This window comes from Yersinia aleksiciae (genome assembly GCF_001047675.1).
Lineage (GTDB): Bacteria > Pseudomonadota > Gammaproteobacteria > Enterobacterales > Enterobacteriaceae > Yersinia > Yersinia aleksiciae.
This window is the reverse complement of record NZ_CP011975.1, coordinates 3,961,164-3,975,733: the sequence shown is the minus strand read 5'-3', so window position 1 is coordinate 3,975,733 and position 14,570 is coordinate 3,961,164. Positions and strand designations below refer to the sequence as shown.

Here is a 14,570-nt window from a genome sequence, read left to right as displayed (position 1 = left end):
CTCTCTATTATTCAGTTATGCGATTATTGAAAGAACCGCTCACCAAAGCGAAAATCACTTTTGGGTATTTTGAAAACCTTATAGTAACGAACGAAAACTATTATTGCGGTAATGAAAGCTACTAGCGCGAATACGATATCCAGCAAAATGATATATTGCAGCCCAATAGTTGATAGGTAACCGGTTATAAGTGGAATAATAAAGTTGGCTAACCCACCCATCATCATATAAACGCTGGTGACCCTGGCTTTGCTTTTTGGGAAGAACTCTGACATGACAGAGACGCCAAGTTGTAATATCCCACCGGCGGCAGAGAAACCAATAACGAATGCCCCCACATTACAAACAAGTGGTGATGGGTATAGATAGATAATAGTGGCAGCAATCACTGCCAATGCGGTATTAAACACATTAGCCCAGACGGGGCGTACCATACTTTTAAGCAGAAAAGCAAAGAGAAATACGCACAACAATGAACCTAGGCTATAGTAGGAGATTGTTTTTAATGCTTCAGCTTCTTCCATTCCGGCAAAGGCCATCGCATATTTCGGCATCCAAACCACAATGACATAAAATGTTGAAAATGCTGCGACACCAAATATGACGGAGGCGACACCTTCCAACCATGCTAGTGGTTTACTGCTCATCTGAGGCAAATCTTTGGCAATAGCTGCATCGACGATTTGGCTCGGGAATTTGCTTTTAACCACCAGTAACGTGACAAATATAAACAGCACACCAGGAATCACCATGGCATAGCCATACCACAGGTGACTCACCATCAGGTAACTGACTAGCATCGGATAAAACATCTGCCCAAATGAAATAGTTGCTTTAAGCAGAATCACCGCTGAACCTGATGTCTTAGGGTAACACTCCATTAATGCAGGATAACCCCCTGTATCTAATGCCGCATTAGCTGCACCAACACAGAATGCCAATATGAAAGCAACGATCAAATTAGGGCTGGCGAGAATACCAAAGAAGAATAAAATATATAACGCTATGCCCATAAAAATAACTGAACGCCGACCGAACTTATCAGAGATGACACCGAAGAACAGGATACAAACCAGACGCCCTAATCCTATCCCTGAAATGACATAAGCTATTCCGGCACTGTCCGTGTTAAATCTTTCTGCCAAGTGAGTCATATTTTGCGCTAGCGTAATAACACTGATGCCATGAAGAAAATAGCTCAGATATATACTGACAGCGGCTAATAAAAATGGCGCATTGAAGGCCCTATTCTGGCTCATGCTTTTCTCCGTTTATTGTTAATTTTTTTTATTTTCATTACATATACCTTTGTAATTTGAGTTGCCGGAGGGCAACAGCAATGAATTGCCGAGTAACAACGCCAGCGCACATGCAGTTTGGAGAATGACGGATATATTTCTCCCTGGTGCGGGCCGTCTTACTTCTATTGTTTTTTTAAATGCATACTCCACACAGCATCAATAAACCACCAGCTATATTTAATGTATATAAGGCTGGCTATGATTAATACGTAATATAAAGTTTTCGTTTTCAATTTTATTGCAGTGTGCAGCGTGATGAACACAAGGCTATTGTTGATAGTTTGTTTTATTTTTTACAAAATCAATACATCAGTGAAGCTAGGGAGAATGTATGGCAGTAGAGAAACACATTCTTTTATTTTTGCGAGGCAGTTAAAATTCATTATCTCTACAAAGAGATAAGTGGCATGATATTTTTTAAAAATCGCGGCTATTTTTTGTCGTTAACATTATTATTGTGAGCTAATAGACATTATTCCGAGATAAGTTGACTGAAGTGGAATCACACTACACAAGAATAATATTCTATTATTGGCTGACAGTGAGTGGTATTTAACAGTTTATTCACTCCGTTGGTTTTCCTGTATCGTAAAAAGTGCATGCTATATTGCACAGCACCATAATAATTTTGCACACTCCACGATAGCTAACCTCTCGATACCCTGCTAATCCAAGGCCAGAAGGTCGCAATGACTGACCACTTCCGCACCATAGACCTGCGGTTTCATTAAATAAATCAACTGACAACAACAGCACACCACTGCGTTATGTGACCACAAGCCTAGTACCGACAGAATGTTTGTCGTATGTTCAACAGTTAGCTAAATCGTTAATGGTGCTTCTAACACGACAGCAATAGAACGAGCGCAAGATTAACAGAATGTATCGTCGTTACCGCAGCTCCTGATGACCTTAATACCACGAGAATTTGAATGAACTTAAAACAATTACACTATTTTAAGCGGCTGGCTGAAAAGCAACATTACACCGAAGCGGCCTCTAGCCTGTTTATTGCTCAGCCCTCGTTGAGTCATGCCATATCCGAGCTAGAAAAAGAACTTGGAGTCACTTTATTTGAAAAAATCGGCAGAAATGTGCGGATAACCCAGTGTGGAAAAATATTTTTACCTTATGTCGAAAATGCACTGCTTGAATTGGAAAACGGTCGTCTTGCGTTGCGCCAAATGAACGGCACGCAAAACAATACCATTAGATTGGCATTTATTTACACCATGGGAGAAACCGTAGTACCACAATTGATCGACCGGTTTATCCATATTTCCGGTAATGAAAATAAGCGCTTTAGCTTCTATCAGGGAACATCTTCATCAATTATTGAAGATTTAAAGGCAGATAAATTCGATCTGGCGGTCTGCTCTCTTATGCCAGAAGAGCCGGAAATAGAGTTTATCCCGTTAATTAGCCAGGAGCTGGTACTGGTAACCTCTCGCGATCATCCATTGGCGCTTTGCAATGAGCGTGAAATAGCCTTGGAGGATACCATTACTTATCCGTATATCTTTTTTTCGCAAAAGAGCGGTTTGCGTCAGTTCATTGACAAGATGTTTATGCAGAAAAAACTGGTCCCAGAAATAACCTGTTATGTCGAGGAAGATACGGCAATGGTTGGGCTAGTCAGTATTAATTATGGTATTGCGATTATGCCGCGAATCAGCACCCTTTCTCACTCCAACGTTCATGTTATGCACATCAAAGATCCCGGCCCAACTCGCTATATTTACCTCGCTACCCGTAAAGATCAGATATTATCGCCAGCCGCACAATCATTTAAGAAATTTGTCTTTAGCTCATGCCAACTAATGACGTTTAAGTGATCGGTTAATCAGCCAATATTGCCGTGTAGGCAGGAGATTCATCGCTCGAACCACTGTCAAATATCGTTCCGGTCTACACTCTATTTTTCTGTTTCAAGCCTGAGCCTGATTCATTTTTAGCATATAGCCTCGCTCCTTCTTGCTGCGATAACCAATGAATAGTGCCGTCAAGAAACCCGCCGCTGCGAGGCCCACATCAAACCACATAATACTGGCAATACTGGTTTGCGAGAGCTTGGCGGTAATTAACGGGATCGTGAATGTTGCCAAACTTCCTGCACTGTAAAAAATAGCGGTAGCCTTGCCTTTAGCCTGTGGGAAACGCATTGCCATGAGTGTTAATCCCAGTTGCATAACACCGCCGGCCGCAGAAAAGCCAATGACAAAAGCAAAAATAAACACTGTAGTGACGGTGGTATGCAGACACACCGCCAACAACGTAATAAAAGAGATAAAGGTATAAAGCATTAGCAGCGTGGTTGAATTAACAGTTTTTTTAACCAGCCCAGCCGTAATAAAGACACAAAGTAAAGAGCCTAAGGTATAGACACTCAATAACTTGATCGACAGAGTATATGACATCCCCGCCACGAACTGCCCATATTGTGCCAACCATTGGCTAATGAGGTAGAACGTCGCCATGGCAATGTATCCATACAACGTAAAACTGGCGAGATCCAACATCGAGCAGGTATGACTTTTAGAGGATGCGGCTTTCTCAGTGACTCTGGGGGCCGACTCATATTGTGGGAAAGGACATTTAAGTAGGTAGAGTGCATTCAGAAACATGATGCATGCAGCAACCAGAAACGACCAACCGAACCAGAGATCGAGCCATACTAATAGACTGATCATGAACGGCAAGATAAACTGTCCGCCGGAAACAAACGCCTTGATGAGGATATTGGCGGTACTTGGCGTATTAGGGAACGCTTCCATCAATGATGGATAGGTGCCCGAATCAAGGAAACTGTTTGCCATTCCGGCTAGAAAGCCAAAACAGTAGGCGACGACGATGCTTTGCGTACTGAGAACACCAAGGAAAAAGCCCAAATAGCAGGCCATCCCTAGATAGATAAAGGGTTTTCGACCAAAACGATCCGACAACATCCCGGCTATCAGCAGAATACTCAGTCGACCCATTCCCAATGAAGAGATAACAACCGAAACACCTGCGGCATCAGTTTGCCACTGCTGTTGGAGGTGGGGCATATTCAAACTGATCAATATGACCCCCATACCGTGGACTAAATAATTGATGTACAAGCCGATAGACGTTGGTATGTATTTGTTTTTCATATAAACCTTTTCCAGAAAAGGATTTTTTATTTGGTCTACGGATGCTTCATCTTTTGCTTAAATATCAAAAAACTGTCCATCGGTTTTAAAAATCATCCTGATGGTATGATTACCACTGACTATTGGCCAAGAGAGGCAAGTAAAATAGCCCTGAAGAGCTAGACTCTGGGTCTATTTCCATACTAGCAATCCTATTTAGTAATAAATAATTCATTTTTTTAAAGTAATCCATAGATTATTTCTATAGCCGGAATAGATAAATATTATTTATTTATTTTGGTTCTTATAGTGGTATTTACGTCAAGATCATAGGCACATATTCAACAACATAATCGCAACATGTAGATTGGAGATTTAACAAACTAAATTCGCTATAGTCGTAGATGCACAAAATGATATCGCCTCATCACTAATATAGTGAAATGGAAATACTGCTGATACGCGATAACGATACTGCGCTGACTTTAGACTTTTAGAGAAAAGAAAGAGATTTCCTGATAAAAAACTATTCAACACAATCGCTCAAGATCATGAGAATAGAGTTCAGCTGCGACAGATTGATATATCTTCCATTCTAAAAAATCCCCATCAGGAAAGATTGAGTGATATGTCTGATAATCAGGGAAAAAACGCATGGTATTGTTCCCAATACGGTTATTTATCTTTTCAATAATTGCATTAATCCTTTTTCTTCTTTTTTCGTTCATCAACGTCAGTGTTTCAATCACAGCGGTTGGAATCTCTTGTTCTCCATTTTCCCATTGTTGCCACATTTTTGTGTTTTTACTGTCTGCAATACCCTTGCCTACGATATAATGTGCCGATTCGTCGATACTCATAAAAAAAAGCTGGCGCAACGCCTGTAGTTCTAAATAGTTCATAATGCGAAGACTCCAAGAATTATCAGAATGAATGATTAAATAACATGATAATTCTCTGGGCGAAATGATCATCATCACAATAAGTTAAACCTGTTATTACCCGATAACCCAGATCAAATACCATTTACAGCGACATATTGGCTTAAGCCACACTCTCCAACGCTTAAAAAGACGATTCACCGCTTGTCTGTTCGGTTATGGTTATTACAATAGCGACGTTGCCTGACATCCATGCGCTTACGTAGATTTTGACGCTTATCGTTCAAATGTTAATATAGAGAACTGAAGGAACGACACTTCACGATGAGAAAGGAAATTTTTTGAACACTAAAAGAAAAATGCGTTTGTGGCCAAGCTTAGCTGCATATGCAATGGCAATTTTCCTATTGGTAGGGTGCTCAAGCAAATCCAATCGTGACTATGCCAAACTACCCAAAGGCAGTTACAGCGATAAAACCTATACTGTCCAGCGGGGCGATACTCTCTATTTTATAGCCTGGATCAGTGACAGTGAAGTTAGCGACCTAGCGCGCATCAATAAAATTCGCCCCCCCTATCAGCTAGAGATTGGGCAAAAAATCCATCTGAGCAGCTCGACTACAGCAGGACGTCAAGCGACGGGTAAACGCAAATCTTCAGGCACCGCACTAGCCCAATCGGCACCACCACCAGGAGCCAATCGTTGTTGGCGCTGGCCAACTAGCGGCCAAGTAATTTCGAAGTATTCCACCGCCGATGGTGGCAATAAAGGTATAGATATTGCGGGTAAACGCGGTCAGCCTGTCTACGCTTCAGCCAAAGGACGGGTCGTCTACGTGGGAAATCAGCTACGCGGCTATGGCAACTTAATCATGATCAAGCATGGCAATGACTTCATCACCGCTTATGCGCATAACGACAGTATGTTGGTGAAGAATGCACAGGATGTGAGTGCCGGCCAAAAAATAGCCACCATGGGAAGTACCGGGACGGACACCTTAATGTTGCACTTTCAAATCCGTTATCGCGCTACGGCCCTTGACCCACTGCGCTATTTGCCACCTCAGGGAACCTCACCTAAGTGTTAATCCATCCCGCCCGTTTCAGGTATCGTAATTTTCCGTGATGTTTCAGAATGACAAAAGGCTCCTGATGAGGAGCCTTTATATTTTGGCGCTGGAGACTTTTTTGTCCCCTGCATCTGGTATTACGCCAGAATTTGTTTCACGAATGCTTTAATTTCTTCAACCTGACAGTTATCGAAGAAGCACTGTTGGAAACGTTCGCCGCTAACGGCAGTTTTCACCAGTTCTGGATCGATAGCACGCAGAGTATCCAGATAGTTATCTTTCACTACCGCAGCTTTTACTTGATTCAAAATACCCGCGTTACGCACTTGTGGCTCTTTACGATCCAGTGGGTAGCCTTCGCCTTTCACGCCTGTGAAGGCTTTTTCAAAGATATAACGCACATTCAGTTCTGCGCCCCAGCCAAAACCTTTGGCATATGGCAGTGACAGTGCATTACCGTTATTGATTTGAGCAAACAGGAAAGCATCCGCTGGATCGATGCAATAACCACAAACCACACCTGGGTGGATGTTTAATGACATCATTGCGCCCTGACCTGTACCGCAGCCAGTGACCACGAAATCAACTGCTTTAGAATTCAGTAAGATACTGGCCATGATCCCCAGATGAATATAAGTCAGGTGATGGTCGTTCTCATCACTCATACCTACGTTGTATACCGGGTACGCTTTTTCCGAGGCTACAGCATTCAGCTCTTTCAGGATTATCGCGTTTTTCGTTGCCTGACTGTTTTCCATCATCAGTGCAATTTTCATTATTTTATCTCCGATTAGTCAATGACACGTGGTCCATTGAAGGTGTTATGTTTGACTTGATTATATCGAAGATAGCACTAGTAAAACAACATTTCAATTTTAATGAAAATTAGTTCTACACGTATCACAAATCAGAATTGCTCGGGTTGCGAACCTAGGATTTCCCCTTGGGCTTTCGGCTACAACGACCTTATGTCGGCGTTTTAGTGGGTTTGGGGGAGCGATTCGGGGGCAAAATTGCTAGGTGGTAGATCACCTCTCCCCTAGATCCAAGCCGCAAAGCTGTGCGGCTTGGATGACAACAGATGTGGTAAAGCGTCAATCTTAGTGATGTAGCATCTCGTGAACGATGTCATCTTTATCCAAAGTTATTGGGTAAAACGTCGGCCAGTTATCCATTTCTTTAAGCAATTTTTCATGCGATTCATTGCTCGTATAAATATGAAAGTGCTGGGATTTTTGTGGCTTAATGATGTGGTCACTGAATTGAACATATTTGGCTGCTTTCGAATGAGCATCTTTGCATTCGAATAAATAACGCACACCCTTCTTCCCTGATTCGTAGTGCATTATTTTAAAACCTGAATAGGTATATTTGCAGGAGTTCACAGCTTCAGTGGTATGGAAATCTATTGTATTGTCCTCAATACCAATCATATTAACGTCAGTGCTGTAACCTTTTTTGTAATATTCTCGGTATTCTTCAACGCTTTTATTTTTATTTTTCTGTGCCTTATGAACAAAAACAGGATCTAAATCACCTTTTAATAAGTAGGGATTCACTGATTGCCAGACTCCATCCCAATCACTGAGTGCTCTATCTTTAACGTCTTTGTCTTCAAAAACACCCTCACTCGCTTTACGTTCAGTATCCGTTTGTTGATGCGCATGGCTATGGTTGCCGTGAGCTAATGAGTTAAAGCTGATCAGTGAGGCACAAACTCCGAGTACAATCGTTGTTCGATGGGCAAGTTTTTTTGGCATGAATAGTTCCTAGTTGAATACTTAAAATGTAATGTTATACCATTACACATATTGTAATCAATAGGCACTTTTCTTCCAAACCAGATCGGGTGAGCGCCCAGCCCACAGTCAGGCCAATACAACCTATCTTGCTGTATTAGCCTCTTTGGAGAGTAAATTAATTGCTTTCGGATACTGATATCATGAGTTATTTGTGGCTGATAACTATCGTTTTTTACGATTGCGATGCATATCAATGGCCACTGCACTCACGATGATGACCCCTTTAATAATGTCTTGGATGTATGAATCGACACCAATAAAGGTGAAACCACTCTTAATCAGCCCTAAAATCACTGCGCCAATCACCGTTCCGGTAATTCTACCGACCCCGCCCATCAGACTACTGCCACCAATGACTGCGGCAGCGATCGCATCCAATTCATAGGACTGCCCCATGCTGGATTGCCCACTACTGACACGCGCCGCCAGTACCACACCAGCTAACCCTGCCAATCCTCCAGCAATGGTATAAACCGTCACCAGATATTTATTAACGTTAATGCCAGAGACTTTTGCGGAGATCATATTTCCGCCAATGGCATACACGTATTTACCATAACGAGTATGCTTCAGGGCAATATGGAATATCACGGCAATAACCAGAAAAATAATGACTGGCATTGCGCCTTGACCAATTGCGGTAAAATCATCGGAGAGAAAACTAACCGGATTTCCCTTGGTGTAATATTGAGCAAGCCCTCGGGCCGAAACCATCATTCCCAAGGTGGCAATAAATGGCGGGATCCCCGTGCGGGTGATGAGGAAACCATTAATAAACCCACAGATTATCCCAACCCCTATTCCTGCGGTAATGGGAATCGCCGCCGGTAAATCCAATAGGTGTGGGTACATAGGGGAAATACTGTCTGATGTTTGCGCTAAGCTGGCGGCGACCACCGCGGTTAGTGCGATTAAAGAACCGGAAGAGAGATCAATTCCCGTCGTGATAATGACTTGTGTCACCCCGACCGCAATAATACCGATAATTGCAACTTGTAAGATAATCAGTAATAACCGATTAGGATTCAATAAGAATGATTGATCTCGAATAAACCAACCAAGAACTTCAAATATCAATGCGATACCGACCATGACAATAAAAATACCGGTGTCTTTAGGTAATTTTCCTTTTAGCCCTGACATGAATGATGGTGTTATTGTTGAGTTGACCGCTGGTGATTTATCAATTTTAACATTACTCATTATCGTTACCTTCCTGCGATTATTCAGAGGCCAGAGCCATTATTTTCTCTTGGCTGGCATCTTGCTTATCCAATATTCCAGTGATATGGCCGCCATGCATTACCATGACTCTGTCGCTCATGCCGAGGATTTCAGGTAATTCAGAGGAAACCAAAATAATAGCAACACCACGGTTTGCCAGTTCACTGATTAATCGATAAATTTCAGACTTTGCCCCAACATCAATACCCCTGGTTGGTTCATCTAGAATGAGTATTTTAGGTTGGGCTAATAGCCAGCGAGCGATCAAAACCTTTTGCTGATTCCCACCACTCAGGTTATTGATAATTTGATCCATAGTCGGCGTTTTGATATTTAATTTTTTAATCTGCTCCATGCAGTCTTGGGCCATTTGTCCATGACTGACGAAACCTTTTTTATTGATATATTCTGAAAGGTTCACAATGCTCATATTTTCGACTACAGACAGCACCAAGAATAGCCCGGATTTTTTGCGGTCCTCGGTCAAAAAAGCTAATCCCTGCTCAATGGCTTTTGATGGCGAATTGATATTGACCGGCAGACCCTCGATGAAGATTTCACCTCCATCTGCTGGATGCATTCCAAATAAGCTTTCCATCACTTCACTACGTCCGGCCCCCACTAAACCAGCGACACCTAATATCTCTCCTCGCTTAACTGAAAATGAAATGTCGCGGAATAAGCCCTCTCGATGCAACCCACTGACTCGTAGCACTTCCTCACCAATATTGTTGTTAAACTTAGGGAACATGTGAGTGAGTTCACGACCAACCATCATGGTAATGAGTGATTGTTTAGTTAAGTTTTCAGTTTTATCTGTGGCAACAAAAGTACCATCTCGGAAAATACTGACTTCATCCGTGATTTCAAAGATCTCATCCATTTTATGGCTAATATAGATGATGCCTTTACCCTGCTCTTTTAATTCATTAATAATTGCGAAAAGGTGGAAAACTTCCCCCTCAGTCAATGCCGATGTCGGTTCATCCATTATTAATACATCAGCATCATAGGAAACTGCCTTAGCAATTTCGACCATTTGCTGACTGGCTATATTCAATTCACCGACGATCATTTCTGGTCTTAATCTTATATTTAAATGTTGTAATAAATCTTGGGTTTTACTGTTCAGTAAATCATGATTAACCAAACCATAATGAACAGGCTCTCGCCCTAACCAAATATTTTCCGCGACTGTCATGTGCGGAACTAAATTTAGCTCCTGATGGATCATAGCGATACCGGCATGAAGTGCATCTAAGGTATCACTAAAGGTAACAGCCTCACCCCTCACCCTTATCGTGCCTTCATCAGGATGATATATTCCAATCAAACACTTCATCAGTGTTGATTTTCCTGCACCATTCTCTCCCATTAATGCATGGACACTCCCTGGCTTTATTTTAATGCCCACTTTATTCAGTGCTTTAACACCAGGGAATTGTTTGCTGATGCCTTCAGCTTCGAGAATGTAAGGATACATGTCATCTTCTCCGGGGTCATCTCAATACCTTTATTTAGGAAATGCCGCATTCATTAGTTTAAGTAAAGAATACGGCATTGTTTATTAGCTTAAATAGGCGCAATGAGAGTGTTGTTATGTTCAATACTAAAATTAGCTAATATCAATTTATTCGTTCTGTTTTATTGATTAACCATCTATCAGGAATAAGTCTCTATTTTTACTTTTTATTTTTATTGGCAAAATCTTGATAGTTATCTTTGGTGATTAACTGATAAGGAATCATCACACTACTTTCTACTTTTTGCCCAGAAGCTAATTTAATTGCCGTATCAACCGCCCCTTCTCCTTGACCTTTCGCATCTTGGAAAATACTGACACTCAAATCGCCTTTCTTAATAAACTCAAGCGCATCAGGTGTGCCATCAATCCCCCCGATCACAACACCCTTTTTCTTCGCTTGTTTTAAGGCAAGGATCGCCCCAATTGCCATTTCGTCATTATTCGAGGCAATGGCATCAATTTGCTGGCCAGAAAGAATCCAATCTGTGGTGACATCAACCGCCTCTTTGCGGAAGAATTTTGCCGTTTGTTTATCAATAATATGGATGCCAGGGAACTGAGCGGCCACTTTCTCGACACCTCTGGTTCTATCGCGGGTTGCTTCACTTGATAGCTCCCCCATCAAGATCATCACGTTACCCTTACCCCCCATCAGTTTCGCCAGTTCCTCCATCTGTAGGCGTCCTGCAAGTTCAGAGTCAGAACCTACATAGGCCATACCTGCTGGCAGGGTTATTTCTGGGCGACGATTGACAAAAACCAGTGGGATTTTGGCCTGCTCAGCTAATTTGATCATTGGCTTCACGCCTTGGGTATCAACAGGGTTGAGAATAATGGCGTCCACCCCCTGGCTGACAAAATTCTCTACTTGCTGAATCTGTTGAGCAATATCCCCTTTAGCATCTTCAAACTGCCCTGAGACATTGCCCTCTTCTTTCATTTTATTTTGCATAGCCTGACGCAATATGGTCAGGAAGTTATCATCAAAGTAAGCCATGGAAACGCCAATCTTTAGGTCTTTAGCATAAGCGCCCAGCGGCAGCATACAGATAGCGAGTGAGGTAATAATGATTTTTTTCAGCTTCATGATCTATACCCTTCAATAGTGGAATGCTTTAACATCTCAATGCCCGTTGATTGAAAATATTCTTTTACAACCACGCAACTCAGCATGCTGTAAATATAGCTATTTTAGGCATTTCAATGCGCTTTCCGTGAATGCAACCGCCCCATCCCCGGCCTATCTTTCATAAACAAAATAATAAAAAACAATAGATTAAATATTTTATATGTTTGTATTGAGATCACCACCTTCAGTTTTTAAATGTTTATTTCAAAATTAAGATTATTGAAATTTTTAACACCAAACAACCGAAATGTGCGTTTTGTATCGAGCAAATAACAAAACTATGACAGGGATCTAACAAATGCGGGTAATTTGAGCGAAGGGTAACGACTAAACAGGTTATTCAGCAGCGATAACGCCGCCTAAACGCAATTAAAGTTAAGAGAGAAAACAGTAAAAAGCAGTCATACATGAGTGCCCACGATATTCCTGTGGGCATTAATCGCGAAATCTGATTTATATTAATATTATAAATTAATGCGTTGTACCGAGAGGCTGCGGTATAAAGATGGAAGTGATCGATAGATTACCGCTCTGGAAACAGATCTACCCACAATAAGCAACTACCTGCGACGAGTGGTTGTAGTTGCCCCCCTTTAATTGCTGGTAACCACCAACAACCCTGTGAAGCCGTCAATTCGTGGGTTTCTGTGTGGTTGATGATCCATTTCCCTTTCACCACATAGATCAGTCCAGCATGGGATACGGGTAATTCTCGTGCCGAACTCACCGCCGTGACTGAAGATTGCCAACAGCCGCGCCGAGTCATAATGTTAAAATCTTGGCTGCTCCCGCCTAATAGATGCGCGTGAATAGGAATATCGCCGGGAAAGGCAAAAGGTTGTAATGGCAGTGAGAGTGTATGGGCTTCCCAGTCTGGGCTGGAGAGTACAACGCCCTCTCCTGAGAGTAACGTAATTGACCGGTCGATATTTGGAAATAGCGAAAACGGGCCATCTTGTTCAATCGTCGCGATACTGGCGCGCCAGGCAAAATCATCCCCCCCGACAGGCCAGCATGCAATTTCACGGGTTTCGCCTCCCCCATTTCGCCAACGACTAACTGGTAAGCTGGCAAAGTCAAAAACGGTAAAGCTCATCAAACCTCCTGTTGACAGGCTTTCAGTACAGCCAGAAAAGCCTGTGCAGTTTGCTGCTGCAGTGGATGATATCTATCCACTATTACCGCTTTCCCCGCCACATAAACATCTCGAATTTGCGATTTGCCCCCCGCAAATAACCAACGATTCAACAAAGAAGCAGATTCTGTACCGGCAATATAGGGATCATCACCATCCAAAACGAGCCAATCCGCACGGTAGCCTTCGGCTAACTGACTAATTTTGCTGGCACAAGCCTGCCGCCCTCCCGCAAGTGCTTGGGTATAAAGTAAATCAGCAACAGCAGGATGCTGTCCATTGGTTAGACGATTACGCCGTTGATCACGCAAACGCTGACCATATTCTAACCACCGCAACTCCTCCACCACATCCAGTGAGACATGACTATCGGACCCTATGCCCCAATTTCCCTGATGCTGTAAATAGTCAACTCCTGGGAAAATCCCATCACCCAAATTCGCTTCCGTGGTTGGACAGAGTCCTGCGACAGCCTGACTTCTCGCCAAGCGCACAAGCTCTAACTCATCCAGATGAGTGGCATGAATCAGGCACCAGCGGCTATCGACCGGTAAATGGTCATACAGCCATGCCACAGGTCGCTGACCACTCCAGTCCATGCAGTCCTTAACTTCTTTTTGCTGCTCGGCAATATGAATATGTACTGGTAATTGCGTATCTGAGGCATGAAGCACCTCCTGCATTTGGCATAACTCCACGGCACGCAACGAGTGGAAACATAGCCCCTGGTTTTGCAGCGGCTGGTTGGCAAGCTGTTTACTGATAATTTGTTGCTGTTTGAGATAGCTCTCAGTGTTCTGAATAAAACGACGCTGCCCCTGTTGAGCCGGTTGGGCACCAAAACCCGCATAGCTGTATAATACCGGCAGCAGGGTCATCCCAATTCCCGCCTCTTGTGCTGCCTGACTCAGCTGCGACGTCATTTCACCCGGATCACTGTATGGATGACCGTCGGTGTCGTGGTGTAAATAATGAAACTCCGCAACCTGCGTATAGCCACCTTTCAGCATTTCGATATACAACTGGCGCGCTATCACACCAATATGTTCCGGTGTTAATTGCTGTACCAGCCGATACATCAGATCCCGCCAAGTCCAGAAGCTGTCCTGCGGATTACCCGCAATTTCCGCGAGCCCTGACATCATGCGCTGAAAAGCGTGCGAGTGAAGATTTGGCATCCCAGGCACAATTGGCCCTGCTAATATTTGGCAACCTACATCACTGCTCCCGGTACAAATGCGCTGAATGACCCCCTGCTCATCGACAGTGATCTGCACGTCCGTTGCCCAGCCATCGGATAAAAAAGCACGTTTGGTAAAATAAACTGGCATAGCGATATCCCAATATTTTGTTCAGAGTCAAACGCGCTAGCAGCAGCGGCGTCAATTAA

At 42.9% G+C, this 14,570-nt stretch carries 12 protein-coding genes; 2 read left to right on the top strand and 10 right to left on the bottom strand.

Annotation, left to right across the window (positions count from 1 at the left end; all coding sequences use genetic code 11):
• Nucleotides 1-23 precede the first annotated feature (23 nt).
• Complete coding sequence (locus ACZ76_RS17775) at nt 24-1,259, bottom strand: MFS transporter (protein ID WP_048620107.1); 1,236 nt, start codon at nt 1,257-1,259, stop codon at nt 24-26.
• Nucleotides 1,260-2,233: 974 nt separating this feature from the next.
• Between ACZ76_RS17775 and ACZ76_RS17770 the strand changes: the two genes are divergently transcribed.
• Nucleotides 2,234-3,136 (top strand): LysR family transcriptional regulator, encoded by a 903-nt coding sequence (locus ACZ76_RS17770; RefSeq protein WP_048620106.1) that lies wholly within the window; start codon nt 2,234-2,236, stop codon nt 3,134-3,136.
• Between the two features lie 93 nt (nt 3,137-3,229).
• Here ACZ76_RS17770 and ACZ76_RS17765 read toward each other — a convergent pair whose 3' ends face one another.
• Together ACZ76_RS17765 and ACZ76_RS17760 are read right to left on the bottom strand one after the other, a co-directional pair.
• Nucleotides 3,230-4,435, bottom strand: a complete 1,206-nt coding sequence (locus ACZ76_RS17765; RefSeq protein ID WP_048620105.1) for an MFS transporter — start codon at nt 4,433-4,435, stop codon at nt 3,230-3,232.
• Nucleotides 4,436-4,944: 509 nt separating this feature from the next.
• Nucleotides 4,945-5,316, bottom strand: a complete 372-nt coding sequence (locus ACZ76_RS17760) for a YdiL family protein (protein ID WP_048620104.1) — start codon at nt 5,314-5,316, stop codon at nt 4,945-4,947.
• A gap of 338 nt (nt 5,317-5,654) precedes the next feature.
• Here ACZ76_RS17760 and actS point away from each other — a divergent pair, with 338 nt between their 5' ends.
• Complete coding sequence (gene actS / locus ACZ76_RS17755; RefSeq protein WP_048620103.1) at nt 5,655-6,383, top strand: amidase activator ActS; 729 nt, start codon at nt 5,655-5,657, stop codon at nt 6,381-6,383.
• Between the two features lie 119 nt (nt 6,384-6,502).
• Here actS and ACZ76_RS17750 read toward each other — a convergent pair whose 3' ends face one another.
• From ACZ76_RS17750 to ACZ76_RS17720, 7 genes are all read right to left on the bottom strand, one after another.
• Nucleotides 6,503-7,141 carry an RpiB/LacA/LacB family sugar-phosphate isomerase gene (locus ACZ76_RS17750; protein WP_048620102.1) on the bottom strand — a complete coding sequence of 213 codons (639 nt, stop codon included), beginning with the start codon at nt 7,139-7,141 and terminating at the stop codon, nt 6,503-6,505.
• Between the two features lie 324 nt (nt 7,142-7,465).
• Nucleotides 7,466-8,125: a metal-binding protein ZinT gene (gene zinT / locus ACZ76_RS17745; protein ID WP_048620101.1), complete on the bottom strand. Its 660-nt coding sequence runs from the start codon at nt 8,123-8,125 to the stop codon at nt 7,466-7,468.
• Between the two features lie 204 nt (nt 8,126-8,329).
• The gene (locus ACZ76_RS17740) at nt 8,330-9,370 is read right to left on the bottom strand and encodes an ABC transporter permease (RefSeq protein WP_048620100.1); all 1,041 of its coding nucleotides are present in this window, start codon (nt 9,368-9,370) and stop codon (nt 8,330-8,332) included.
• A gap of 19 nt (nt 9,371-9,389) precedes the next feature.
• Nucleotides 9,390-10,874 (bottom strand): sugar ABC transporter ATP-binding protein, encoded by a 1,485-nt coding sequence (locus tag ACZ76_RS17735; RefSeq protein WP_048620099.1) that lies wholly within the window; start codon nt 10,872-10,874, stop codon nt 9,390-9,392.
• 199 nt (nt 10,875-11,073) lie between these two features.
• Nucleotides 11,074-12,003 (bottom strand): sugar ABC transporter substrate-binding protein, encoded by a 930-nt coding sequence (locus tag ACZ76_RS17730; RefSeq protein ID WP_048620098.1) that lies wholly within the window; start codon nt 12,001-12,003, stop codon nt 11,074-11,076.
• A gap of 565 nt (nt 12,004-12,568) precedes the next feature.
• Nucleotides 12,569-13,141, bottom strand: coding sequence for a HutD/Ves family protein (locus ACZ76_RS17725; RefSeq protein WP_048620097.1), 573 nt, complete (start codon nt 13,139-13,141; stop codon nt 12,569-12,571).
• Nucleotides 13,141-14,511 carry a formimidoylglutamate deiminase gene (locus tag ACZ76_RS17720; protein WP_048620096.1) on the bottom strand — a complete coding sequence of 457 codons (1,371 nt, stop codon included), beginning with the start codon at nt 14,509-14,511 and terminating at the stop codon, nt 13,141-13,143. Before ACZ76_RS17720 ends, ACZ76_RS17725 begins: the two co-directional genes overlap by 1 nt.
• Nucleotides 14,512-14,570 lie beyond the last annotated feature (59 nt).

What these genes read in the sequence shown, in the direction of transcription:
- ACZ76_RS17775 (WP_048620107.1), bottom strand. Translation starts at nt 1,259, where the DNA reads ATGAGCCAGAATAGGGCCTTCAATGCGCCATTTTTATTAGCCGCTGTC.
- ACZ76_RS17740 (WP_048620100.1), bottom strand. Translation starts at nt 9,370, where the DNA reads ATGAGTAATGTTAAAATTGATAAATCACCAGCGGTCAACTCAACAATA.
- ACZ76_RS17725 (WP_048620097.1), bottom strand. Translation starts at nt 13,141, where the DNA reads ATGAGCTTTACCGTTTTTGACTTTGCCAGCTTACCAGTTAGTCGTTGG.
- zinT (WP_048620101.1), bottom strand. Translation starts at nt 8,125, where the DNA reads ATGCCAAAAAAACTTGCCCATCGAACAACGATTGTACTCGGAGTTTGT.
- actS (WP_048620103.1), top strand. Translation starts at nt 5,655, where the DNA reads ATGCGTTTGTGGCCAAGCTTAGCTGCATATGCAATGGCAATTTTCCTA.
- ACZ76_RS17730 (WP_048620098.1), bottom strand. Translation starts at nt 12,003, where the DNA reads ATGAAGCTGAAAAAAATCATTATTACCTCACTCGCTATCTGTATGCTG.
- ACZ76_RS17760 (WP_048620104.1), bottom strand. Translation starts at nt 5,316, where the DNA reads ATGAACTATTTAGAACTACAGGCGTTGCGCCAGCTTTTTTTTATGAGT.
- ACZ76_RS17765 (WP_048620105.1), bottom strand. Translation starts at nt 4,435, where the DNA reads ATGAAAAACAAATACATACCAACGTCTATCGGCTTGTACATCAATTAT.
- ACZ76_RS17750 (WP_048620102.1), bottom strand. Translation starts at nt 7,141, where the DNA reads ATGAAAATTGCACTGATGATGGAAAACAGTCAGGCAACGAAAAACGCG.
- ACZ76_RS17735 (WP_048620099.1), bottom strand. Translation starts at nt 10,874, where the DNA reads ATGTATCCTTACATTCTCGAAGCTGAAGGCATCAGCAAACAATTCCCT.
- ACZ76_RS17720 (WP_048620096.1), bottom strand. Translation starts at nt 14,511, where the DNA reads ATGCCAGTTTATTTTACCAAACGTGCTTTTTTATCCGATGGCTGGGCA.
- ACZ76_RS17770 (WP_048620106.1), top strand. Translation starts at nt 2,234, where the DNA reads ATGAACTTAAAACAATTACACTATTTTAAGCGGCTGGCTGAAAAGCAA.